The following is a 23,225-nucleotide window of genomic DNA, read 5'->3' as shown; positions in this document are numbered from 1 at the left end:
AGCTGCCCGGAGCGGACCGGCGGCGCACCGCCGGTCCGTGTGACGGAACCCGGTCAGCCGATCTCCCCGAGGGCTTCGCCGCGGCCGACGGCGGTACCCGGTTCCAGGCCGCTGCGGGCGAACTTCCCGGCCCGGTGGGCGCGGACGGTGGTCTCCATCTTCATCGCCTCCAACACGGCAACCGGATCGCCCTCGACCAGCTGCGCGCCGTCGTCGGCCACCCACTTGACCAGGTTCCCGGCCATCGGGGACGCCAGCACCGCCTCGTCCGCGGTTCCGGCAGCCGCCCCGGCGGGAGCGCCCGCGGCACCGCCGCCGGAGCGCAGCGCGTTCAGCAGGGCGGCGGGCAGCCCGACGGCGACGGCGCGGCCGTCAATGTCCACGGTGATGGTTTCGCGGGCGGTGCCGTTGGCGGCGGCGGCAATGTGCGGGGAGGCGGCCAGCGGCTCGGCGAACTCGGATTCGATCCAGGTGGTGTACACCCCGAGCTCGCCGTCGCGGGTGAACGCGTCGGAGCGGACCACGGCCTGATGGAACGGCACCACGGTGGGCACGCCGCGGATCACCAGCTCATCCAGGGCCGCCTTCGCGCGGCGCAGGGCCTGCGGGCGGTCCTCGCCCCAGACGATCAGCTTGGCCATCAGCGAGTCGTATTCGCTGGGCACCACCGAACCGGAGCGCACCCCGGAGTCCATCCGGATGCCGGGGCCGGTGGGCGGCTCGAAGGCCTCCACCGGGCCGGGACCGGGCAGGAACCCGCGCGCCGGATCCTCGGCGTTGAGCCGGAACTCAAAGGCATGCCCATGCGGTTCGGGATCGGAGGTGAAGGACAGCGGCAGCCCGTCGGCGATGCGGAACTGTTCGCGGACCAGGTCAACGCCGGCGGTCTCCTCGGTGACCGGGTGCTCCACCTGCAGCCGGGTGTTGACCTCCAGGAAGCTGATCAGCCCGTCGGGGGAGACCAGGTACTCGACCGTGCCGGCGCCGGTGTAGCCGGCCTCGCGGCAGATGGCCTTGGCGGATGCGTGGATGGTGGCGCGCTGCTCATCGGTGAGGAACGGGGCCGGCGCCTCCTCGACCAGCTTCTGGTTGCGGCGCTGCAGCGAGCAGTCGCGGGTGCCGACGACGACGACGTTGCCGTGCGTGTCGGCCAGCACCTGGGCCTCCACGTGCCGGGGCCGATCGAGGAAGCGTTCGGCGAAGCACTCGCCGCGGCCGAACGCGGCCACCGCCTCGCGGACCGCGGACTCAAAGGCGTCCTCGACGTCCTCCAGCCGGCGGGCGATCTTCATGCCGCGCCCGCCGCCGCCGAAGGCTGCCTTGATCGCCACCGGCAGCCCGTGCTCCTCGGCGAACGCACGGACCTGTTCGGCGCTTTCGGCCGGGCCCTCGGTGCCGGGCACCAGCGGCGCCCCGGCGCGGACGGCGATTTCCCGGGCGGTGACCTTGTTGCCCAGGTCCCGGATGGCCTGCGGGGACGGGCCGATCCAGGTCAGTCCGGCGTCGAGCACCGCCTGCGCGAAGTCCGCGTTTTCGGACAGGAACCCGTACCCGGGGTGCACTGCGTCCGCGCCGGCGCGCCGGGCGGCGTCGATCAGCTTCTCGATGTTGAGGTAGGTGTCCGCGCCTGAGGCCCCGCCGAGCGGGTAGGCCTCATCCGCGATCCGCACGTGCAGCGCGTCGGCGTCGGGGTCCGAGTACACGGCGGCGGAGGCGATGCCCGCGTCGGCGCAGGCGCGGGCCACGCGGACCGCGATCTCGCCGCGGTTGGCGATCAGGACCTTGCTCATGGGGGTGCTCATGCGGTTCCTTCCGGAAACAGCCCGGCCGCCTGCTCCGCGGTGAACGGGGCGAGCGTATCGGGGTCGACAAATACGAAGCGGAGGGCGTGCCCGGGCGGCAGCTGCGCCGCGACCGGCAGGTCCTCGGGGACAACGACGGCGATCACCGGATAGCCGCCGGTCACCGGGTGGTCGGCCAGGAACAGCACCGGCAGGCCCGACGGCGGGACCTGCAGCGAGCCGGCCACCACACCCTCGCTGGGCAGCTCGCCCTCGCGGCGGCGGGCCAGCGGGGCGGCGTCCGGGTCCTCCGGGTCCAGCGCCAGCCGGACGCCGATCCGGTTCGATTCGCTGGTGGTGAGCCAGGTCTGCGCGGCCAGCGCCGCGGCGGCGTCGGCGCCGAACCAGTCCTGGCGGGGCCCGGCGGTGATCCGCAGCAGGGCCGGCGTCGTGCCCTCGCCCAGGCTGCCGGGGCTGCCGGCAGGAGCCAGCACGGGCGGTTCGGCGTCGCCGACGTGCAGGCCCGCGGGCGCCGGGCCGACCGGCAGCCGGGTGCCGGCGGCCAGCGGCGCGGGGCCGATGCCGCTCATGGAATCGGTGCTGCGGCTGCCCAGCACCGCGTCCACGGCCAGCCCGCCGCGGACGGCGAGGTAGGCGCGCACGCCGCGGAACGGGGTGCCCAGGGTCAGGGTCTCCCCGTCGAGCAGGGCGAACGGGGCGGCGTGCGGGGCCGGGCGGTCCCGGTCCCCGGCGGGGGAGACGACGGCGGCGGGCAGCTCGGCGCCGGTCAGGGCCAGCACCGTGTCCCCGTGGGCGGTGAGCTCCAGGCCGCCGAAGAGGTTCTCGACGACGGCGGCGTCGGCTGGATTGCCGACCAGCCGGTTGGCCTGCCGGGCCGCGCGCGGGTCGGCGGCGCCGGCGGCGGAGACGCCCAGGTCGGCGTAGCCGGACCGCCCGAGGTCCTGGACCAGGGACTGCAGGCCGGGCGCGGTGACCTCCAGCCAGCCGCCGGTGAAGTCGCCGGGGCCGGCAGCTGCGGCGTCGACGGCGACATCGGGCGCGGGGGCGGCATCCGGCGCTTCAGTCGGTTCCTCGCTTGACGCGGGTGCCGCGGCGGCGGGGCCCGACGTCGTGAGCTGCTCGCGGACGGCGGTGAACTGCACCTTGTCACCGGGGCGGACCAGGGCCGGGGACTCACGGTTCAGGTCCCACATGGCGGCGTTGGTGCGGCCGATCAGCTGCCAGCCGCCGGGGGATTCGCGCGGATAGACCGCGGAGTAGTCCCCGGCCAGGGCCACGGCGCCGGGCGGAACGGCGGTGCGGGGGTTGGAGCGGCGGGGCACGTTCAGCGCCGGGTCGCCGCCGGTGAGGTAGGTGAAGCCGGGGGCGAAGCCGCCGAAGCCGCCGGTCCAGGCGGTGCCGGTGTGGGCGTTGACCACCGCGTCCTCGGAGAGGCCGGTGAGCCGGGCGACCTCGGCCAGGTCCGCGCCGTCGTACACGGTCTCGATGGTGACCGTGCGGGCCTCGCCGGCGTCGCCGTGGGTGAAGTCCAGCGTCCGGAGCAGGGGCGCGGCGGCGACCGTGTCGCGGCGGCTGCCGAAGCGCACCAGCACGGTGTTCGCAGCGGCCAAGGCGTCCACCTGGCCGGGCAGCGGATGGGCCTTGAGCTGGCTGTGGAGGGCAACGACGTCGGCCAGCGAGCCAAGCTCGACCAGCAGCGCGCGGGTGCCGGCGGGCCGGATCCCGAGGATGGTTCCGGGCCGGGTGTCGGCGCCGCTCACACGAAGCTCTGGATGCTGACGCCGGCGTTCTCCAGGCCGGTGCGGACGGCCCGGGCCATGGCGACGGCGCCGGGGGTGTCGCCGTGCACGCAGATGGACTCGGCCTGCATCGGAATCTCGGTGCCGTCGACGGCGATGATGGTGCCCTCGGTGGCCAGCCGGATCATGTTCTCGGTGACCTTGTCGGCGTCGTGGATGACGGCGTCGGCCTCGCGGCGGGAGACCAGGGTGCCGTCCGGGTTGTAGTTGCGGTCCGCGAACGCCTCGGCCACGCCGCGCAGCCCGGCGTCGGCGGCCTTGTCCAGGGCGACGGCGCCGGGCAGCAGCAGTACCGGCAGCTCCTTGTTGAAGGCGCGGATGGCGTCCACCACGGCCTGCGCGTGGTGCTCGTGGTGCACGATCGTGTTGTACAGCGCGCCATGCGGCTTGACGTATTCAATGTCCGCGCCGGCGCGCTGGGCCAGGGCCTGCAGGGCGCCGAGCTGGTAGAGGATGTCGTCGGCCAGTTCGGTGGGGGAGCAGTCCAGGAAGCGCCGGCCGAAGCCGGCCAGGTCCCGGTAGCCCACGTGCGCGCCGATGGTGACGCCGGCGGCGACGGCGTCGCGGCAGGTCTGGGCGATGGTGGAGGGGTCGCCGGCGTGGAAGCCGCAGGCGACGTTGGCGGAGGAGACGGACTCGAAGACGGCGGCGTCGTCGCCCATCTCCCAGCTGCCGAACGATTCGCCGACGTCGCTGTTCAGGTCAATGATCGGCATGGCGGGTCCTTCGTGCCTCGGGGAACAGGGTTCTCCAAGTGTGCGGGATCACGGCGGATTGTTCAACAATCCGTCGCTTTCTTGCCTAGCTGTCCGGATCCAGGAGGGCGGTCAGGCCGTCCAGGATGATGCCCAGACCGACGTCGAACTCGGCGCCGAAGCTGTAGCCCGGCTGCAGGGCGTGGTCCATCGCGATCTCGGCGAGGTAGGGCAGCTCCTCCGGAGAGAACGAACGCGCCATCGCCTCGACCACCTCCGGATCGGCGTCCGGGGTGCCGACGGGCAGTCCGGCCTCCTGCAGGGCGAAGCCGTAGATGTAGCTGTCCAGCAGGGCGTAGGCGTGCCCGGCGGCGGCGAGGGAGAACCCGGCCCGGCGCAGTACGCCCAGAGTGGCGATAGAGCGACATTGGCTGCACCGCCAGCGCATGGTGCTGACCCGCGAACGGGTGCTGCAGCATGCCGCCCGCCTGGCCGACGCCGGCGGGCTCGGCTCGCTGACCATGCGTTCGCTCGTGATCCCGGCGCCCGCCCCGCCGCTGCCGGTCAAATGCCCGGCACCGCCCTGCCCTCGACGGCTCCGGCCCTGGTGCAGCACGGCTACGGCGGCCCCGAGGTCCTGGAGCTGGCTGAGCACCCGGTGCCCCGGCCCGGCGCGGGGGAGGTCATGGTGCAGGTCCGCGCGGCCGGCCTGGCCCGCGGTGCCTGGCACATGATGACAGGCACCCCCTATCTGCTGCGCACCGGCGTCGGACTGCGCCGGCCCCGGCAGCCGGTCATGGGCCACAACCTCGCCGGCACCGTGGTCGCCGTCGGCCCCGGCGTCTCCCGGTTCCGGCCCGGGGATGAGGTGTACGGCATCGGTCGGGGCTCCTTCGCTTCCTTCGCCTGTGCCCGCGAGGACAAGCTGGCCGCCAGGCCGGCCGGGCTGGACGTCGAGCACGCGGCGGTGGTTCCGGTGTCCGGGCTGACCGCCTTGCAGGCCCTCGACGCCGCGGGGATATCCGCCGACAGCGCCGGAAGGGCCAGTGCCGGAAAGGCCAGTGCGGGAAAGGGTGGCGCCGGGCGGGGAACTGCCGGACCGAAGGTCCTGGTGCTGGGTGCGGCCGGCGGGGTCGGCAGCTTCGCCGTGCAGATGGCCCGGACGGCCGGCGCCGAGGTCACCGGGGCGTGCAGTGCCGCCAAGGCCGGGTTCGTGCGGTCCCTCGGCGCCGCCGCGACCTTGGACTACGCCCTGGAGGATTTCGCCGCGGGCGGGCCGCGGTATGACGCGATCATCGATGTCGCCGGCAGCCCGTCTCCGGCGCGGCTGCGCCGGGCACTCGCGCCCCGCGGCACGGCTGTGCTGGTCGGCGGGGAGGAAGGCGGCAGGCTCACCGGCGGGTTTTTCGAGCGGCAGGCGGCCGGCGCGGTCCTGTCCCTGTTCGGCGGACGTCGGCTGGTCGGACTGATGTGCCGGGAAAACGCCGCGGATTTGGAGCGCGTCACCGCCCTCATCGAGGCGGGCGACATCGTTCCGTACATCGACAGCAGGTATCCGCTGGCCGACGTCGCCGCGGCCATGCGGCGGCTGGAGTCCGGCCAGGTGCGGGGCAGTATCGTGCTGCATCCCTGAACGGGATGACTTGCAGACCGGCGGCGGGGCGCGGCTCAGGCGGCGGGCGCCGCGGTGTCGGCGGCTCCCGCCCTAGGCGGGCGGGGGAACCCCCAGTGTCGAGGCGCGCGGCACCAGGTCGGGCGGCAGTCGGACCGAGGCGACGTCCCGGCCGGCAATGCGCTCCAGCAGCAGGCCGAATGCCAGCCGGCCCATCCGGTCCCGGTCCGAGCGCACGGAGGTCAGGCCCACGGGCAGGTCCGCGGCCAGCTCGACGTCGTTGTAGCCCACCAGCGCGACGTCGGAGCCCACGGTCCGCCCGGCGTCGCGGAGCGCCCCGATCACGCCCACGGCGGTGAGGTCGTCCACCGCAAAGACCGCCGACGGCGCCGGATCCAGCGCGGCGAGCCGGTTTCCGGCGGCGTGGCCGGCCGCCACCCCGAAGCCGGTGGCCGCCACCGCGTCGTCGGGCACCGGGTGTCCCGCGTCGGCGAAGGCCTGCCGGAAGCCTGCGGTGCGGTCCCGTCCGGTACTGGCCAGCGGATCACCGGCGGCCACCGCCACCCGGCGGTGGCCCAGGGCGAGCAGATGCTCGGCGGCGAGCCGGCCGCCCTCGACGTCGTCCGTGCCGACGCTCAGGTGCCCGGGCAGGGTGCGCATGGCCAGGACATAGGGGACGCCGAGCGCCGCCAGATGGTCGGCGAGCGTGTCGTCGGAGCGGGCGTCCGCCAGGATGACGCCGTCAATCCGCCGGGCCAGCAGTGCATCAAGCCGGTCCCGGCGGACCTGCGGATCGTCGAGCCCGTTGGCGACCACGGTGTTGTAGCCGGCCTCCGCAGCGGCGGCGTCTGCGCCGGCGTACATGGTCGCGAGCGCCAGGTCGGTGAGCCGGTGCACCAGCACGCCGACCAGCCGGGAGCTGCCGGTCCGCAGCGCCGCCGCCGAGGCGTCGCGGCGGTAGCCGAGGGTCTTCGCCGCCTCACGTACCCGTGCCACGGTGGCCGCGCTGATCCGCACCGGCTCCTCGGCGAGGGAACGGGAGGCCGTGGAAGGATGCACGCCCGCCAGCCGGGCGACGTCGTCGAGGCTGGGGCCGCGGGCAGCCCGGCCGCGTGAAGGATTGATGTGCGGAGCCTTCCGTAGCTGGTGGACGCCGGCGGATCGCCGGAACGGACGCCAGTGTAAGCGCTGCGGGCCCCGGAAACGGCCGGTTAATCCCATTGATCAAAAGAATTTACATTCGGCAACAGGCGCCGGGAAATATTCGGCGAATTCCGAAAAAACTCTGGACGCATCGGCGAAGGCGTGTGAGTCTGTCAGCACGCCCGGCCCGAAACGCAACCGCCGCCTTCGGCCGGGACATTTTTCAACCGCCTGTGCAATCGATTGCATTTCGTGCCGACCGAAGGAGCCGCATGCAGGAAACGGCGCTCACCGGGCTCGACGGCTGGCTGGATACGGCCCTTGCCGAGCTCTCCGGCTTCCGCAGCGAGGACCGCCCCGGCTGGACCCGGGAGGTCTTCAGCGAGCCCTACCGTGCCTCCCGGGCCTGGACCGCCGCGCGGATGCGCAGTGCGGGCCTCGAGGTGCATCAGGACGCCGCCGGCAATCTGATCGGCCGGCTGCCCGGCACGAGCCCCGCGGCACCGCCGCTGGTCACCGGGTCCCACACCGACACGGTGGACGGCGGCGGCCGGTTCGACGGCGTCGTCGGCGTCCTCGGCGCGCTGGCCGCGGTGCAGGTGCTGGCCGAACGCGGCATCTGGCTGCAGCGGGACCTGCTGGTGGTGGACTTCCTGGGCGAGGAATCGAACCCCTTCGGACTCAGCTGCCTGGGCAGCCGGGCGCTGGCCGGCGAGCTCACCGCGGCGGACCTGGCCCGCACCGACTACCGGGGCCGCACCCTGGCCGCCGCCTACGAGGACTTCGGCCTCGATCCCGCGGCCCTGCTGGCCGCCGCGCCCTGGACCGGAACCCGCCGGCCGCACGCCTACGTCGAACTGCACATCGAGCAGGGCCCGGTCCTGGAGGAGCGCGGAACGCCGATCGGCATCGTCACCGCGATCACCGGCATCGAACGCCTGGTGGCCAGCTTCACCGGCTCCCCGGACCACGCCGGCACCCGGCCCATGGACGACCGGCGGGACGCCATGGTCGCCGCCGCGGAGGCCGTGCTGGCCGTCCGGGCCGAGGGATGCGGCGCGCCGGAGCACGGCGTCGCCACCGTCACCCGGTTGGAGAACACCTCGCCGGCGCCAAACGTGGTGCCGTCGCTGGTGCGGCTCTACGGCGAAGTGCGCAGCGTGGACGAGTCTTGGCTGGCCGGCACCCGGGCCCGCCTGGCCGGTGAAATCGCCGCCCGCGCCGCCGGCTTCGGCGTCGAAGCGGACCTGCGCTGGTCCACCGACAACCAGGTGGTCCGCGCCGCGGCCGGCGTACAGGACCTCGCCGCCCAGGCCGCCGACGCCGTCGGCATCGAGTGGGCCCCCATTCCCAGCGGCGCCACCCACGACGCCGTGCACATGGCCCGGCTCGCCCCGATGGGCATGATCTTCGTGCCCTCCGCCGGCGGCCGCAGCCACTGCCCCGAGGAGTTCACCCCCACTGCCCAGATCACCACCGGCGTCCAGGTGCTGGCCGAGACCCTGCTGCGCCTGGACAGCCACGAGTTTGCCCAGTGACTTCCTGATCCCCCCCAAGCCGCAAGGAGCACCCCCATGAGCCCTGTTCCAGTCCGTGACGGCAGTTCCACCGACATCCTCGCCGTGGCGAACACCCCCATCCTGTGGGTCTTCGCCCTGGCGGTGTTCGCCGTCGTCATCATCCAGAGCCTGATCTATATGAAGGCGGCCGCCAAGGCCGGCCCGGCGGCGGAGATCTCCAAGTCCGAGCTGCGCGCCTCGTTCCGGGCCGGCGCCGTGGCGGCCACCGGACCGTCGCTGGCGGTGGTGCTGGTCAGCATTGCGCTGCTGTCCCTGTTCGGCACCCCCGCGGTGCTGACCCGGATCGGGCTGGTCGGCTCCGCCGCCACCGAAACGGCGTCGGCCTCCATTGCCGCCGGCACCATGGGCGCCGAACTCGGCGGGGCGGACTACACCCAGACCGTGTACGCCGTGGCGTTCACCGCCATGAGCCTCTCCGGCGCCATGTGGATGATCTGCTGCCTGATTTTCACGCCGCTGCTCAAGCGCGGCGACACCAAGCTGCGCCAGGTCAACCCTGGCCTGATGGCGATCATCCCCACCGCCGCGCTGCTCGGCGCGTTCGCCAGCCTCGGCGTCGCCGAACTGCCCAAGTCCAGCGTGCACGTGCTGACCGTCGCCGCGTCCGCCGCCGTGATGGGCATCTGCCTGTTCCTGGCCAAGCGGCTGCAGGCACCCTGGCTGCGTGAATGGGGCCTGGGCATCTCCATCGTCCTCGGCCTCGCCATCGCCTACCTCGCCCACACCGCCGGCGCCTAACCCCCCACTTTTCGAAGGAGAACGGCTTATGTCCACCACCGCCGCGGGCGCGCAGGCATCCGCACTCGCCGAATTCGACCGGACCACCTCCCGCTGGGGCCAGCTGACCATGATTGCGGCGCTGCTGCTCTCCCTGGCCGGGCCCGCCTACCTTGTCTTCTTTGCCGACCTCGGCGTCACCGGAGGCATGGTGCTCACCGCGGCGCTGGCCGTCGGCGCCTCGTTCTTCGTGCTCTGGTTCGTCGAACCGATCACCTACTACCCGGTGCTGGGCCCGGCCACCATGTACCAGGCCTTCATGATCGGCAACCTGGCCAACAAGCTGCTGCCCGCCGCGATGGTCGCCCAGGCCACCATCGGCGCGAAGTCCGGCACCAAGAAGGCGGACTTCTCCGCCCTGATGGCCATCTGCGGCGCGGCCATGGTGCACGTGCTGTCCATGCTCATCTTCGTCGGCCTGCTCGGCACCTGGCTGCTCAGCCTGATTCCGCTGGAGGTGATGGAGGTGACCCGGATCTACATCTTCCCGGCCATCATCGGCGCCGTCGTGGTCCAGCTGGTCGTCTCCGCCAAGCAGCCGCGCATCACCCTGGTCGCCGTCGCCGTGGCCCTGCTGGTGGTCTTCGTCCTGGTTCCGCTGGTTCCGGCCCTGGCCAAGCTGGCCACCGGCATCACCGTGATCGTCACCGCCGTCCTGGCCTGGTTCGTCCGCGACCGCAACGCCGCCGCCGGCAAGGCCGAACTGGTCAACTGACCCGACGCCGGCCGCGACGGCGCGGCCGGCATCCCACCCCGACCTCCGGGCCCCGCCCGCAACCGAAAGGCTGATTTCCATGAGCACCACCGCCCTGCACACCACCGCCCTGCTGGATTCCCTGGGTTACAGCGACGCCGACCGGCAGAAGCTGCACGAGACCTACCGCCACCTGCACGCCCATCCCGAGCTGTCCATGCAGGAGACCGAAACCGCCGCGTTCCTGCAGGCCCGCCTGTTGGAGCTGGGACTGGAGGCGTTCGGCAGCGGCGGCACCGGCGTCGTCGGCATCCTGCGCAACGGCGACGGGCCCGTGGTCGGCTTCCGCGCCGACACCGACGGGCTGCCGATCGGCGAGAACACCGGCCTGGAGTACGCCAGCACCGCCACCGGCACCCTGGAGGACGGCACCGCGGTGCCGGTCATGCACGGCTGCGGACACGATACGCACATGTCGGTGGCCCTGGCCGCGGCGGAGCTGCTGGCCCGCAACACCGATGCCTGGGCCGGCACCGTGGTGTTCATCTTCCAGCCCGGTGAGGAAACCGCGGCCGGCGCGAAGGCCATGGTGGCGGACGGGCTGTGGGACCGAGCACCGAAGCCCGAGGTGATCTACGGCCAGCACGTCTGGCCCGGGGTGGCCGGCGGCATCGAAATCAGCAGCGGCACGGCCATGGCCATGGCGGACTCCTGGCGGGTGACCGTCCTGGGCCGGCAGGCCCACGGCTCGCAGCCGGAGAAGTCCATTGACCCGATCGTCCTGGGCGCGCACATGATCGTGCGGATCCAGACCATCCTCGGCCGCGAGGTGCCGGCCCGCGAGTCCGCGGTCATCACCGTGGGCACCTTCCACGGCGGGCTGAAGGAGAACATCATTCCCGGCAGCGCCGAGTTCACGCTCAACGTGCGCAGCTTCGAACCGGCCGTCCGCGAGCAGGTGCTTGGCGCGCTGCGGCGCATCATCGCCGCCGAAGCCGCCGCCTCCGGCGCCCCGGAGCCGGTGATCGAGGAGATCTCCAGCTTCCCGCGCTGCTACAACGAGCCCGCCGCCGCGGCTGAGGTGCTCACCGCCCTGCGCGGCGCCTTGGGCGAGGAGGCCGTGCGCGAGGTGCCGCCGGTGATGGGCAGCGAAGACTTCGGCCTGCTGGCCGAGGCCATCGGCGTGCCGTCGGTGTACTGGATGTTCGGCTCCACCGCGGCGGCGCGGCTGGAGGCCGGCGAGGCCGTGGCCGGCAACCACTCGCCGGAGTTCGCTCCCGAGCTGGAGCCCACCCTCGGCACCGGGCTGACCGCCGCGCTGGCCGCGATCCTGGGCCGCACCGGCACCGGCAGCGGACAGGAGGGCTGAGCCATGGCCCTCTCCCCGTCCACCGCCGCGATCCAGGCGATGTCCGCCGTCGAGCTCACCGCCGCCATCCGCACCCGCGAGCTCTCCGCCCGCGAAGCGCTTGAGGCGCACCTGGAACAGATTGACGCGGTCAACCCCGCCATCAACGCCGTGGTCACCCTGGATGCCGAGGGTGCCCGCACGCTCGCCAAGGCCGCCGACGAGCGGACCGCGGCGTCGGACGGGGAGGACCTGCCGCCCCTGCACGGGCTGCCCATGACCCACAAGGACACCCACAACACGGCGGGCATGCGCACCACCCAGGGCTCGCCGCTGCTGCGCGACTTCGTGCCCGACGCCGATGACTTGGTGATTGCCCGGCTGAAGGCCGCCGGGGTGGTGACCACGGGCAAGTCCAACGTGCCCGAGTTCGCCGCCGGCTCGCACACCTTCAACGAGCTTTTTGGCACCACCACCAACCCGTATGCGCCGGACCGCAGCGCCGGCGGCAGCAGCGGGGGAGCGGCCGCCGCGCTCGCCGCCCGGATCCAGTCCGTCAGCGACGGCTCCGACATGGGCGGCTCACTGCGGATCCCGGCCTCGTTCTGCAACGTGGTCGGCTTCCGGCCCTCGACCGGCACGGTGCCGACCTGGCCGGCGTCGGACGCGCACAGCTGGCTGGCCACCAGCGGCCCGATGGCCCGCGCCGTCGCCGACGTCGCCCTGATGCTGACCGCCATGGCCGGGCCGGACCGCCGTCGGCCGCCGGGACCTTCACTGGCACCGGAGGTCTTCGCCGGCTCCCTGGACCGGGACCTGCGCGGACTGCGGGTCGCGTGGACCCCGGACTTCGGGCTGGGCATCCCGGTGGAACCCGAAGTGCTGGCCGTCCTCGAGGCCCGGCTGGCGGTCTTCGAGGACCTCGGCGCGCATGTGGAACGGGCCTGCCCGGACCTCTCCGAGGCGGACCGGGTGTTCCGCACCGTCCGGGCGCTGGACTTCGTCGGTTCGCTGGGAGCGCTGGTGGCCGAGCACGGCGAGGCGATCAAGCCCGAGGTGCGCTGGAACGTGGAGCAGGGCCTGGCCCTCACCGGGCAGGACGTGGCGGATACCGCCGCCGCGCGTACCCGGCTGCACCTGGCGGTGCAGGAGTTCTTCGGCCGCTACGACGTGCTGCTCGCCCCGACCGCGCAGGTGCTGCCGTTCGACGCCTCCTGGCGCTGGCCGGAGCGGATCAACGACACGGCGCTGGAGACCTATCTGGACTGGATGCGCTCGGCCTGCGTCATCTCCGCCACGGGGCTCCCGGCCATCTCGATGCCGGCCGGCTTCAGCTCCGCCGGGCTGCCGGTGGGCATGCAGATGGTGATGAACCACGGCGAGGACTTTGAGCTGCTGCAGGTGGCGCATGCGTTCGAGCAGGCTACCGGGTACGCCCGTCAGGCACCTCCGGCTCCCTGAGCACCCGCCGGCCGGGGTCTTCCGCTGCCGGTTCGGGACAGCGCTGCCGGTACGCAGTGGCAGCCCGTTCCCGAACCGGCAGCAGAACCAGGGGCCCGACGCCGCCGGGGGCCCGACGGCGCCAGGCAGGTCAGGTGCCTCTGCCCTGCAGGGCGTCGGGCTGCAGTTGGGCGAGCAGCTCCTCCATCCGGTCGAAGCCCTCGGCGACGCCGGACTCCATGCCGGAGGCAGCCATGCCGTCCCGGGCCTCCATGGTCGGGTAGACGGAGTGCGCGCTGATCCGGGTCCGGCCGCCGGGCAGCTCCTCCAGGGTCATGAACTCGATGCTCACCACGTCCGGGTAGCCGGAGAACTCGAAGGTCTGCACCGCGAATTCGTTCTCGCGCACGGTGTGGAACATGCCGGAGAAGACGTAGGGAACGCCGTCGGGCCCGGTGTGGATGTAGCGGTAGGTGCCGCCGCTGCGGAAGTCGTAGTGGTCCATTTCCATCTTCATGCCGCGCGGGCCGAGCCACTGGACCAGCAGGTCCGGATCGGCGTAGGCGCGGAAGACCTGGGCCACCGGGTAGTCGACCTCCCGGCTGAAATCGATGAAGGGCAGTCCCTCGGGGACGGTGAGCTGCAGTGCGTTGGTCATGATGGATCCTTTGCCTGCGGGCCGCCTGCCGCGGCCTGATTGGAGAGCACGGCGTCGAGGCCGCGGAACTGCTCCTCGCGGACCAGCCGGTACTGGCCGATCCAGGCGGTGAGCGCCTCCAGCCGTGCGGGGTTCAGGTGCACCGGCCGGCGCTGCGCCTCCCGCGTACGGGTGACGAGCTGCGCCTGCTCCAGCACCTGGATGTGCTTCGAGACGGCCTGCTTGGACATCGCGAAGGGTTCCGCCAGTTCATTGACCGTGGCCGGCCCGCGGGAGAGCCGGGCGATGATGCTGCGGCGGACGGGGTCGGCCAGGGCGAGGAACGCCCTGTCCAGCAGTTCGCCCGATTCCATGCCTCGCCGCCCTGCTTTCCGTGCCGGTCTTGGTCAACAGATTTGTTGTTCAACCGATCGGTTGAATACAACGTAGGCCCGCCCTGAGCCTCGGTCAAGGGGGCCATTGGAACTCCTCGACGGTGGCCGTAGGGCGGCCAGTCAGAAGACCTGCTGGAAAGCCAACCAGCAGTGCCGGAGGCTTCAACGTGGAGAGATTGCGATTCGGTAACTACCAATAACCCTCTTGTGAGGCACGCCACTTCGGGGATAAGTTGTGTCGGCCCACATATTGCCGGCGGTGGGGTCGCCGGCAGGGCGTTACAGCGTTGTATCCGTACGATCCAGCCGACCGGGAAACAAGGGCGTATCCCGAGCTTTTCCATGCCGCTTCGCCGCGCCGGCCGGGTCCTTTTCGAAGGTTTCAGCATGACCAGATTGAAGAATGTTTCGGCTCTCTTCCTGGGCCTCGGCCTCGCCGCGGGACTGGCAGCCTGCGCCCCGGCCGGAACCACCTCAAGTGAGGGCGAGGGCGGCGTCGAATGCAGCGTCGGCATCTCCATGCCCACCCGCAGCCTGGAGCGCTGGATCAACGACGGCGAGGGCCTGAAGGAAAAGCTTGAAGCCCGCGACTGCACGGTCGACCTGCAGTACGCCGATGACAAGACCGACCAGCAGATCAGCCAGATCCAGAACCAGGTGGCCGGCGGGGCGCAGATCCTCGTGGTCGCCGCGATCGACGGCGAGACCCTCGGCCCCGTCCTCGAAGACGCCAAGGAGCAGGGCCGCACCATCATTGCCTACGACCGGCTGATCAACGGCACCGAGGCCGTGGACTACTACGCCACCTTCGACAACTACCTCGTGGGGCAGCTGCAGGGCCAGTTCATCGAGGAGCAGCTCGGACTGGCCGACGGCGAGGGCCCCTACAACCTGGAGCCCTTCGCCGGCAGCCCCGACGACAACAACGCCGCCTTCTTCTTCGGCGGCGCCTGGGACGTGCTGCAGCCGTACGTTGAAAGCGGCCAGCTGGTGGTTCCCTCCGGCAAGGCCCCGGCGACCAGCGAGGACTGGGCCTCCATCGGCATCCTCGGCTGGAAGTCGGCGGACGCGCAGGCCGAGATGGACAACCGGCTGCAGTCCTTCTACACCGGCGGCGAGAAGGTCGACGTCGTGCTCTCACCGAACGATTCCCTGGCCTTGGGGATCGAGGCCTCGCTGGAGGCCGCCGGCTACCAGCCCGGCACCGACTGGCCGCTGATCACCGGCCAGGACGGCGACGTCGCCGCCATCAAGGCCATGCTCGATGACCGCCAGTCGATGACCGTCTGGAAGGACACCCGCGAGCTGGGCGCCCAGGTGGACACCATGATCAGCCAGATCGTGGCCGGCGAGGAGGTGGACGTCAACGACACCGAGACCTACGACAACGAGGTCAAGGTGGTTCCGACGTACATCCTCGAGCCGCAGGTGGTCACCAAGGACCAGGTGGAGCCGGTTCTGGTGGAATCCGGATTCGTCGACGCCTCCGACGTCGGCCTCTGATCCCGGACAGGCAGCGGGCGCGGCACCGGAACCGGCGCCGCGCCCGCCGCCGCCCCTTTTACTGAAGCGAGAACCACATGAATGACGTCATCCTGCACATGGACGGCATCGTGAAGGAGTTCCACGGGGTCAAGGCGCTCGACGGCGTCTCGGTCTCCGTGGAACGCGGCGAGGTGCACGCGATCTGCGGCGAGAACGGCGCCGGGAAGTCCACCCTGATGAAGGTGCTCAGCGGCGTCTACCCGCACGGCAGCTTCACCGGCACCATCACCCTCGACGGCGCCCCGGTCAGCTACGGTTCGATCAACGACAGCGAACGCGACGGGATCGTGATCATCCACCAGGAACTGGCGCTGAGCCCGTACCTGTCCATCGCGGAGAACATCTTCCTCGGCAACGAGGTCTCCCGCGGCGGGGTGATCGACTGGAACAAGACCAACCTGGAGGCGGCGAAGCTGCTCAGGCGGGTGGGCCTGGACGAAAACCCCGCCACGAAGATCCTCGAGCTCGGCGTCGGCAAGCAGCAGCTGGTGGAGATCGCCAAGGCGCTCTCCAAGGAAGTGAAGCTGCTGATCCTCGACGAGCCCACCGCGGCCCTGAACGACGACGACTCCGCGCACCTGCTCGGCCTGATCGACCAGCTGCGCGACGCCGGCATCACCTCCATCGTGATCTCCCACAAGCTGAAAGAAATCCGGGCCATCGCCGACACCGTCACGGTGATCCGCGACGGGCGGACCATCGAATCCTTCCCGGTGGCGGACACCGACGAAATCGAGACCCGGATCATCCGCGCCATGGTCGGCCGGCCCCTGGACAGCCAGTTCCCGCCCCGGGAACCGCACATCGGGGCGGAGAAGCTGCGGGTCGAGGACTGGACGGTGCACCATCCGATCGACACCGAGCGGGTGGTGGTGGACCGCGCGTCGTTCACCGTCCGCGCCGGCGAGATCGTCGGCTTCGCCGGGCTGATGGGCGCCGGGCGCACCGAGCTGGCGATGAGTATCTTCGGCCGCTCCTGGGGCACCGGCATTTCCGGGAAGGTCTACAAGGACGGGGCGGAGATCTCCACCCGGTCCGTGGACGAGGCGATCCGCAACGGGCTGGCCTACGTCAGCGAGGACCGTAAACGGTACGGGCTGAACCTGATCGGCAGCATCACCGTGAACATCTCCGCGGCGGCGCTGGGCAAGCTCGCCCGGCTGGGCGTCATCGACCGGAACCGCGAATACGCTGTCGCCGATGAGTACCGGCAGCGGATGAACATCCGCACCCCCAGCGTCACCTCGCTGGTCGGCAACCTCTCCGGCGGCAACCAGCAGAAGGTGGTGCTCAGCAAGTGGATCTACTCCGGCCCGGACGTGCTGATCCTCGATGAGCCCACCCGCGGGATCGACGTCGGCGCCAAATACGAAATCTACGGAATCATCAACGAAATGGCCGAGCAGGGCAAAGCCGTGATCGTCATTTCCAGCGAGCTGCCCGAACTGATCGGGCTGTGCGACCGCATCTACACCATCGCCGAAGGCCGGCTCACCGCCGAGGTGGACCGGGCCGACGCGACGCAGGAGGAACTGATGCGCCACATGACCGCCGCCCGCACCGAAGGAGTACAGGCACCGTGACCACCACCACCCCAGAACAGGCGAAGGCGCCGCTGCCGCCGCAGCCGGGAGGCAGCTCCCGACGGCGGCTGCGGATCGACGTGCGCCAGTACGGCATCCTCGCGGCGCTGGTCGTCATCGTGCTGCTCTTCCAGATCCTCACCGAGGGGCGGCTGCTGTATCCGGGCAACGTCAGCAACCTCATCCAGCAGAACGCGTACGTGCTGATCCTGGCGATCGGCATGGTCATGGTGATCATCGCCGGGCACATCGACCTGTCCGTCGGCTCGATCGTGGCGACAGTGGGAGCGATCGCGGCGCTGTCCATGAACGATTGGGGGCTGCCCTGGTGGGCGGCCGTGGCCCTGTCCCTGGCCGTGGGCGCCGCGATCGGCGCCTGGCAGGGCTTCTGGGTGGCGTTCGTGGGGATACCGGCGTTCATCGTCACCCTGGCGGGGATGCTGATCTTCCGCGGCGTGGCGCTGGTGTTGCTCACCGGCGGCACCATTTCCGGGCTGCCCCGGCCGTATGTCGCCATCGGCTCCGGCACACTGCCCTCCACCGGCACCCCGGACCTGATCACGCTGGGCATCGGGGCACTGGCCTCCGTGGCCCTGGTCGCCCAGGGGCTGCGGACCCGCGCGAACCTGCGCCGGCTGGACCTGCCCCGGGAACGCACCGGGTCGTTCGTGTTCAAGCACGCCGTGGCCGTGGCCGCGATCATGTACCTCTGCTACCTGCTGGCCTACAACCGGGGCACCCCGATCATCCTGATCATCCTCGCGGTCCTGGTGCTCACCTACTCGTTCCTGCTGAACCGGACCGTGTTCGGCCGGCACATCTACGCGATGGGCGGCAACCTCAACGCGGCGATGATGTCCGGGGTGAAGACCCGCTGGGTGAACTTCTTCGTCTTTGTGAACATGGGCTTCCTGGCCGGACTGGCCGCGGTGGTCAGCACCGCCCGGGCCGGAGGTGCGGTGGCCTCGGCCGGCGGCGGCTTCGAGCTGGACGCGATCGCCGCGGTGTTCATCGGCGGCGCGTCGGTGCAGGGCGGTGTCGGCACCGTGATCGGGGCCGTGATCGGCGGTCTGGTGATGGGCGTGCTGAACCAGGGCCTGTCGATCCTGTCCGTGGACGCGGCCTGGCAGCAGATCATCAAGGGCCTGGTGCTGCTCGCAGCGGTGGCGTTCGGGTTCAGCCGGCGGCGTACCGCCCGGTAAAACGTCACGGCTGCGGCGACATTTTCGACACATTTGCAGCCAAAGAAATTCTGTTTGGCCCGGTTAACGGCGGAAGGGGAAGGAGCTGATGCTCCTTCCCCTTCCATTTAGCGGGTACTAGCCGTTGTGGCTGTTTTCCCCGCCTCGAGCCTTGGCCTCAGTGGGCTGCGCTTCCGCGCCCTTGCGGCCGGCCTCACTGGCGTCGGCAGAGTTTCCACTGCCGAAGCTGCCGGTGCTGGCCTGACCGCCCTTCGAAGCCTGCTCTTCAGTGTCGTTGCGGTTTCCGAACTGTCCGGGATTGTTCTGGTCAGCCATAACTCCTCCTTCGGTTTCGTCTTCTTTCTGACAACTGCAAGATCCAAACTAGGACACAGTGACGGCCGAATGCAAAATGTACTAAGCAGCCTTAGTGTTCTATGATTCGGCCATTTCCAGAGGCCGTGGACCACCCCGATTTGGCTCAGCAGGGACGCCAGGTCTTGCCGCCGGGCGCGTAGCAGCGGGGCCCGGTGTAGCCCGGGTAGGGGTTGCTGTCCTGGGCCGGCGGCGGGGGAGCGTATTGCTGTTGCTGCTGGGCCTGCCGGTTGGCCTCGGCCTGCGCCGCCGCGTGAGCGGCGGCATGGGCCGCGGCAGCGCGTTCAGCCTCCGCAGCAGCCACGCGGGCGGCCTCGGCCTGCTCGGCGGCAATCCGGTCCGCCTCGGCCTGAGCGGCCTTCCGCTCCTCTTCCGCCTTGGCCTCCGCCGCGACGCGTGCCGCTTCGTCCTCCGCGGCCTTCCGCTCCGCCTGCAGCGCGGTCAGGCTGTCGTGCCGGGCATGGGCCCCGTCCCGGGCGGCGGCCGCCCGGGTCATGAGGGCCATGTGTTCGGCTTCGGACAGCGCCGTCCAGATCATGCTCTTCCCGGCCTTGGCGCCCTTTTCGACGGCGTCGTATGCCTCGTCGACCACCTTGACGAGCGCCAAGGCTGCCGCTGCGGCGGTAGCGGCGGAGGCCGCCGTCGTACCCGTTTCTTCGGCCGCGGCCTGTGCCGCCGCCTCTTCGAGGGCAGCCACCATGGCGGGCACCGTGCACTCCGTCTCGGCGCCGAAGAACCCGGCCCCGTTGGCCTCCGCGTCCGCATAGGCGGCGTCCACTTCGGGGCGGAACTTGCGGTTCTCGCCGTATGTCACTGGGACCCCGAGGCCCCGGCGGGCGATTTCGGCGTTGATCAGCCGGTCCTCGCCGTCGTACACGGCAGCCAGGGTGCGGCCGTAGCGGTCCTCGCGCTCGACGTCGAACTCCAGCTTCACCTTGCTGCCGGGCGGCAGGGCCTCCTCCAGGAAGGCGGTGGCCTCCGGCCCCAGGCACTCGACGGGCTTGTCCGGATCCTTGGTCTCCGGGGTGTCCACGTTCAGCAGGCGGACGGTCAGTTCCTGGTCGTCGAAGTCCACGACCAGCGTGTCGCCGTCGATGACGCGGATGACTTCGCCCTTGTCGGCATTGGCAGCAGTGGCGAAGACGACGGTGGAGGCGGTAACGGCGACGGCGGCTGCCGCCGAGAGCAGCACCTTCCGGGTGATCATCGGCGGGCTCCTGCAACGGAAGGCCCTGGCTGCTGAGCTGCGCTGGTCTGCTGCCCGTGATCGGGTGCAGAGGAGGGCGCTGCTCCAAAGGTGTGGTGCATGTGTTTCCCAACTATCGAATGGTCCGGAAATACCATCGGCCGGCCGAGGGCAGGCGGTAGGGGAACGCGGGGAGGGGTGTCCTGCACACGGAATGTGCGTGTTGGAGCGCCACCACTCTTCCTCCCCGGCGAGTCAACCCACATTCAGCTGCACAGGTTCGTTAGGTTCATCACCGATACAGGGTGACTGCTGCAAGGCTGCAACAACGATCAGAACTGAAAAGGCCGAAGGTGGACACAGAGGATATTGGGGACTGGGTGTGGGAGACCTTGGTCGATCTGGCCAAGATCGCCCCTTTGGGGACACTGGTCGCAGCCATAGTGGCGTTTGTGGCATACCGCGGGACCGTGAAACAAAAGCGGGATGCCGACAATCGCAATGCCTGGTGGAACCGCGTGCAGTGGGCCATTGACGCCTCGCTGTCCGACGACGAGCAGACACGCGCCACGGGTATGGCCGCCGTTGCCGAAATGCAGGATTCGGAATGGGCAACGGACGCTGACCAAGCGCTGTTGAAGGTGATGGCCGCAGCCGTTCGTGACGAGACGGTCAAAGCGATAGCCCAGCAGGCGGCCGAAACAGCCGATAGCCAGGTTGATGAGGAGGGGATGCCCATAGGCGAAACCCCGCCGATGGGAGAGAATGAGACCGGCGAAGGAGGCTCCAGTGAATCATCAGCAGGGCACCGCTAGTGCCGCGAACCGATCCATGTCGCGGGGAACGCCAGCTGCCGGCAACGGGTCGCCGCGCAACGCGGGCGGTGGTCCATACACACTCCGCGCACCGAGCGGCGGTTCCTACCGAGTCGAGCTGAAGTCCACCGGGCAGACCGTCGTCGCCAACTCGCGAACCCAAAAGCAGATTCTGGAAAATGCAGAGCGCATCATCGCCAAGGCGGACGCCAAGACCCGTGAGGGCACGAAAACCCCAAAGCGCAGTCGTTGGCAGAAGCTGCTGGGCCGCTAATCACTTAGCTGAACGAGTGCACCGCCCCGGTACCCGAGGCGGTGCACTATCCATGGCGCCAGCCAGACCCCCTACCGCGAGGAGAACGCGGCGTCGAACGCCGCCGCCGGCGGATCCATCGCCAGCGATCGGACAAACGCCAGCGCCTCGGGAGCCCCGACCAGCCTGTCCATCCCGGCGTCCTCCCACTCCACCGAGATCGGCCCGTCGTAGCCGATGGTGTTGAGCATCCGGAACGCGTCCTCCCACGGCACGTCCCCGTGCCCGGTGGAGACGAAGTCCCAGCCGCGCCGCGGGTCCGCCCACGGCAGGTGCGAGCCGAGCCGGCCGTTGCGCCCGTTGGACATCCGCTTCTTCGTGTCCTTGCAGTCCACGTGGTAGATCCGGTCCTTGAAGTCCCACAGGAAGCTCACCGGGTCCAGGTCCTGCCAGACGAAGTGGCTCGGATCCCAGTTCAGCCCGAACGCCGGCCGGTGCCCGATCGCCTCCAGCGCCCGGACCGTGGTCCAGTAGTCGTAGGCGATCTCGGACGGATGCACCTCGTGCGCGAACCGGACGCCCACCTCGTCGAACACGTCCAGGATCGGGTTCCAGCGGTCCGCGAAGTCCTGGTAGCCGGCCTCGACGGCGTCCGCGCCCACCGGCGGGAACATCGCCACGTACTTCCAGATGGAGGAGCCGGTGAACCCGACGACCGTCTTCACGCCGAGTGCGGCGGCCATCCGGGCGGTGTGCTTCATCTCCTCCGCGGCGCGCTGCCGCACCCCTTCCGGGTCGCCGTCGCCCCAGACCACGTTCGGCAGGATGTCCCGGTGCCGCTGGTCGATCGGGTCGTCGCAGACCGCCTGGCCCTTCAGGTGGTTGGAGATGGCGTACACCTTCAGGTTGTACTTCTCCAGGATGTCGCGGCGGCCCTGGACGTAGGCTTCGTCCTCCCACTGCCACGGATCCAGGTGGTCGCCCCAGCAGGCGATCTCCAGGCCGTCGTAGCCCCAGCCGGAGGCCAGCCGGGCGACCTCCTCGAACGGCAGGTCGGCCCACTGGCCGGTGAACAGGGTGACTGGACGGGTCATGGCTGGCTCCTTCAGACGATCGGATAAACAGATGGTGCTGACGTGCGCGACGGCGGGCGGGCGACGCCGGCGCCGCGGCGTGCGCTCGCGGTTACTTCACCGGGGTCCAGACGCTGGAGTCGGCGGAGCTGCGGGTCACGGCGTCCAGCACCTGCTGGACCTGCAGGCCGTCGGCGAACGACGGCGCGGGCTGCCCGCCGTCGGCCACCGCCTCCACGAAGTCCTTGGCCTGGTGCACGAAGCCGTGCTCGTAGCCCAGCGAGTGCCCGGCCGGCCACCAGGCGGACAGATACGGGTGCTCCGGCTCGGTGACCATGATCCGGGTGAAGCCCTGCTGCCCGGCCGGGGCGGTGTAGTCGTAGTAGTCCAGGAAGTTCAGGTCCTCCAGGTCGAAGCTGAGCGCCCCGCGGCTGCCGGAGACCTCCAGCCGCAGCCCGTTCTTCCGTCCGGTGGCCATCCGGGTGGCCTCGAAGGAGCCGAGCACCCCGTCCTCGAACCGGCCGGTGAACAGCGCGACGTCGTCCACCGTCACCGGCCCGCGCCCGGACCCCGCACCGCCGGCACCCAGGCCGACGGCTCCGGCGGCGGCGTCGGGCACCGGCCGCTCAGCGACCAGGGTCTCCAGGGTGCCGCTGACCTCGGTCAGCTGCCGGCCAGTGATGTACTGGGCCAGGTCGATGATGTGCGCGCCGAGGTCCCCGAGCACTCCGGAGCCGGCCTGTTCCTGCTGCAGCCGCCAGGTCAGCGGCGCGTCGGCGTCCACCAGCCAGTCCTGCAGGTACACCGCCCGCACCTGCCGGACGGTGCCGACGCCGCCCGCGGCCACCAGGTTCCGCGCGTGGGTGGTGGCGGGCAGCCGCCGGTAGGTGAAGCCGACCATCGCCCGCACCCCGCGCGCCCCGGCCCGCGCGGCGGCGTCGGCCATCGCGCGGGCTTCCTCCACGGTGTTGGCCAGCGGCTTTTCGCACAGCACGTGCTTGCCGGCGTCCAGCGCCGCGACCGCGATCTCGGCGTGCGAGGCGCCGGGGGTGACAATGTCGACCACGTCGATGTCCTCCCGCGTGACCGCCTCCCGCCAGTCGGCGGTGGACTCCGCCCAGCCCCACTTCCGCGCGGCGGCGACGGTGCGGTCCGCATCCCGGCCGGCCAGCAGCGTCATCTCGGGGCGCAGCGGCAGGTCGAAGAACCGCGGCGCCACCCGCCACGCCTGGGAATGGGCGGCGCCCATGAACCCGTGCCCCACCATGGCCACCCGCAGCGGCTTCTCGGCT

Annotated in this window: 22 protein-coding genes; 11 read left to right on the top strand and 11 right to left on the bottom strand. The window is 70.8% G+C overall.

What is annotated here, in order from left to right:
* Positions 1-53: 53 nt before the first annotated feature.
* The 4 genes from AC5RUW_RS11090 to AC5RUW_RS11075 form a co-directional block, all read right to left on the bottom strand.
* A complete protein-coding gene (locus AC5RUW_RS11090) occupies positions 54-1,790 on the bottom strand; it encodes an acetyl/propionyl/methylcrotonyl-CoA carboxylase subunit alpha (RefSeq protein WP_494160814.1) in 1,737 nt (578 codons plus the stop codon).
* Between the two features lie 8 nt (positions 1,791-1,798).
* A complete protein-coding gene (locus AC5RUW_RS11085) occupies positions 1,799-3,562 on the bottom strand; it encodes a 5-oxoprolinase subunit B/C family protein (protein WP_494160749.1) in 1,764 nt (587 codons plus the stop codon).
* Positions 3,559-4,317: a LamB/YcsF family protein gene (locus AC5RUW_RS11080; protein ID WP_494160748.1), complete on the bottom strand. Its 759-nt coding sequence runs from the start codon at positions 4,315-4,317 to the stop codon at positions 3,559-3,561. Before AC5RUW_RS11080 ends, AC5RUW_RS11085 begins: the two co-directional genes overlap by 4 nt.
* An 85-nt stretch (positions 4,318-4,402) precedes the next feature.
* Positions 4,403-4,819, bottom strand: a complete 417-nt coding sequence (locus tag AC5RUW_RS11075; protein ID WP_494160747.1) for a TetR/AcrR family transcriptional regulator C-terminal domain-containing protein — start codon at positions 4,817-4,819, stop codon at positions 4,403-4,405.
* 45 nt (positions 4,820-4,864) lie between these two features.
* Between AC5RUW_RS11075 and AC5RUW_RS11070 the strand changes: the two genes are divergently transcribed.
* Complete coding sequence (locus tag AC5RUW_RS11070) at positions 4,865-5,929, top strand: NAD(P)-dependent alcohol dehydrogenase (RefSeq protein WP_494160746.1); 1,065 nt, start codon at positions 4,865-4,867, stop codon at positions 5,927-5,929.
* A 72-nt stretch (positions 5,930-6,001) separates the two neighbouring features.
* Here AC5RUW_RS11070 and AC5RUW_RS11065 read toward each other — a convergent pair whose 3' ends face one another.
* The gene (locus tag AC5RUW_RS11065; RefSeq protein ID WP_494160813.1) at positions 6,002-7,033 is read right to left on the bottom strand and encodes a LacI family DNA-binding transcriptional regulator; all 1,032 of its coding nucleotides are present in this window, start codon (positions 7,031-7,033) and stop codon (positions 6,002-6,004) included.
* Between the two features lie 290 nt (positions 7,034-7,323).
* Here AC5RUW_RS11065 and AC5RUW_RS11060 point away from each other — a divergent pair, with 290 nt between their 5' ends.
* The 5 genes from AC5RUW_RS11060 to AC5RUW_RS11040 all read left to right on the top strand — a co-directional run bounded on the left by AC5RUW_RS11060 (position 7,324) and on the right by AC5RUW_RS11040 (position 12,911).
* Positions 7,324-8,589 carry a M20 family metallo-hydrolase gene (locus AC5RUW_RS11060; RefSeq protein WP_494160745.1) on the top strand — a complete coding sequence of 422 codons (1,266 nt, stop codon included), beginning with the start codon at positions 7,324-7,326 and terminating at the stop codon, positions 8,587-8,589.
* A 36-nt stretch (positions 8,590-8,625) separates the two neighbouring features.
* The gene (locus tag AC5RUW_RS11055) at positions 8,626-9,369 is read left to right on the top strand and encodes a DUF5058 family protein (RefSeq protein WP_494160744.1); all 744 of its coding nucleotides are present in this window, start codon (positions 8,626-8,628) and stop codon (positions 9,367-9,369) included.
* Positions 9,370-9,397: 28 nt separating this feature from the next.
* Positions 9,398-10,123 (top strand): hypothetical protein, encoded by a 726-nt coding sequence (locus tag AC5RUW_RS11050; RefSeq protein WP_494008010.1) that lies wholly within the window; start codon positions 9,398-9,400, stop codon positions 10,121-10,123.
* 79 nt (positions 10,124-10,202) lie between these two features.
* Entirely contained in the window at positions 10,203-11,471 is a 1,269-nt protein-coding gene (locus AC5RUW_RS11045) for an amidohydrolase (RefSeq protein ID WP_494160743.1), read from the top strand.
* A gap of 3 nt (positions 11,472-11,474) precedes the next feature.
* Positions 11,475-12,911 (top strand): amidase, encoded by a 1,437-nt coding sequence (locus tag AC5RUW_RS11040; RefSeq protein ID WP_494160742.1) that lies wholly within the window; start codon positions 11,475-11,477, stop codon positions 12,909-12,911.
* Positions 12,912-13,041: 130 nt separating this feature from the next.
* Here AC5RUW_RS11040 and AC5RUW_RS11035 read toward each other — a convergent pair whose 3' ends face one another.
* Together AC5RUW_RS11035 and AC5RUW_RS11030 are read right to left on the bottom strand one after the other, a co-directional pair.
* Positions 13,042-13,548 (bottom strand): SRPBCC family protein, encoded by a 507-nt coding sequence (locus AC5RUW_RS11035; protein ID WP_494160741.1) that lies wholly within the window; start codon positions 13,546-13,548, stop codon positions 13,042-13,044.
* Positions 13,545-13,901 carry an ArsR/SmtB family transcription factor gene (locus AC5RUW_RS11030; RefSeq protein WP_494160740.1) on the bottom strand — a complete coding sequence of 119 codons (357 nt, stop codon included), beginning with the start codon at positions 13,899-13,901 and terminating at the stop codon, positions 13,545-13,547. The genes AC5RUW_RS11035 and AC5RUW_RS11030 overlap by 4 nt, the downstream gene beginning before the upstream one ends.
* 408 nt (positions 13,902-14,309) lie before the next feature.
* Here AC5RUW_RS11030 and AC5RUW_RS11025 point away from each other — a divergent pair, with 408 nt between their 5' ends.
* From AC5RUW_RS11025 to mmsB, 3 genes are all read left to right on the top strand, one after another.
* Positions 14,310-15,425: a substrate-binding domain-containing protein gene (locus AC5RUW_RS11025; RefSeq protein WP_494160739.1), complete on the top strand. Its 1,116-nt coding sequence runs from the start codon at positions 14,310-14,312 to the stop codon at positions 15,423-15,425.
* A gap of 77 nt (positions 15,426-15,502) precedes the next feature.
* On the top strand, positions 15,503-17,050 hold the full coding sequence (mmsA, locus tag AC5RUW_RS11020; RefSeq protein ID WP_494160738.1) for a multiple monosaccharide ABC transporter ATP-binding protein: 1,548 nt from the start codon (positions 15,503-15,505) through the stop codon (positions 17,048-17,050).
* Positions 17,047-18,252 carry a multiple monosaccharide ABC transporter permease gene (gene mmsB, locus AC5RUW_RS11015; protein ID WP_494160737.1) on the top strand — a complete coding sequence of 402 codons (1,206 nt, stop codon included), beginning with the start codon at positions 17,047-17,049 and terminating at the stop codon, positions 18,250-18,252. The genes mmsA and mmsB overlap by 4 nt, the downstream gene beginning before the upstream one ends.
* Positions 18,253-18,369: 117 nt before the next feature.
* Here mmsB and AC5RUW_RS11010 read toward each other — a convergent pair whose 3' ends face one another.
* Positions 18,370-18,567 carry a stress protein gene (locus AC5RUW_RS11010; protein ID WP_494160736.1) on the bottom strand — a complete coding sequence of 66 codons (198 nt, stop codon included), beginning with the start codon at positions 18,565-18,567 and terminating at the stop codon, positions 18,370-18,372.
* A 145-nt stretch (positions 18,568-18,712) separates the two neighbouring features.
* A complete protein-coding gene (locus tag AC5RUW_RS11005) occupies positions 18,713-19,813 on the bottom strand; it encodes a thermonuclease family protein (RefSeq protein WP_494160735.1) in 1,101 nt (366 codons plus the stop codon).
* A gap of 332 nt (positions 19,814-20,145) precedes the next feature.
* Between AC5RUW_RS11005 and AC5RUW_RS11000 the strand changes: the two genes are divergently transcribed.
* On the top strand, positions 20,146-20,607 hold the full coding sequence (locus AC5RUW_RS11000; protein WP_494160734.1) for a hypothetical protein: 462 nt from the start codon (positions 20,146-20,148) through the stop codon (positions 20,605-20,607).
* The gene (locus AC5RUW_RS10995; RefSeq protein ID WP_494160733.1) at positions 20,582-20,881 is read left to right on the top strand and encodes a hypothetical protein; all 300 of its coding nucleotides are present in this window, start codon (positions 20,582-20,584) and stop codon (positions 20,879-20,881) included. The genes AC5RUW_RS11000 and AC5RUW_RS10995 overlap by 26 nt, the downstream gene beginning before the upstream one ends.
* Positions 20,882-20,952: 71 nt before the next feature.
* Here the strand turns inward: AC5RUW_RS10995 and AC5RUW_RS10990 are convergent, their stop codons facing one another.
* On the bottom strand, positions 20,953-21,954 hold the full coding sequence (locus tag AC5RUW_RS10990) for a sugar phosphate isomerase/epimerase family protein (protein ID WP_494160732.1): 1,002 nt from the start codon (positions 21,952-21,954) through the stop codon (positions 20,953-20,955).
* A gap of 91 nt (positions 21,955-22,045) precedes the next feature.
* Positions 22,046-23,200, bottom strand: a complete 1,155-nt coding sequence (locus AC5RUW_RS10985) for a Gfo/Idh/MocA family protein (RefSeq protein ID WP_494160812.1) — start codon at positions 23,198-23,200, stop codon at positions 22,046-22,048.
* Between the last annotated feature and the right edge of the window lie 25 nt (positions 23,201-23,225).

The sequence above is a fragment of the Arthrobacter sp. Y3222053 genome, from assembly GCF_059092805.1.
The sequence above is the reverse complement of the archived record's forward strand: the minus strand, read 5'-3'. Positions and strand labels throughout refer to the sequence as shown.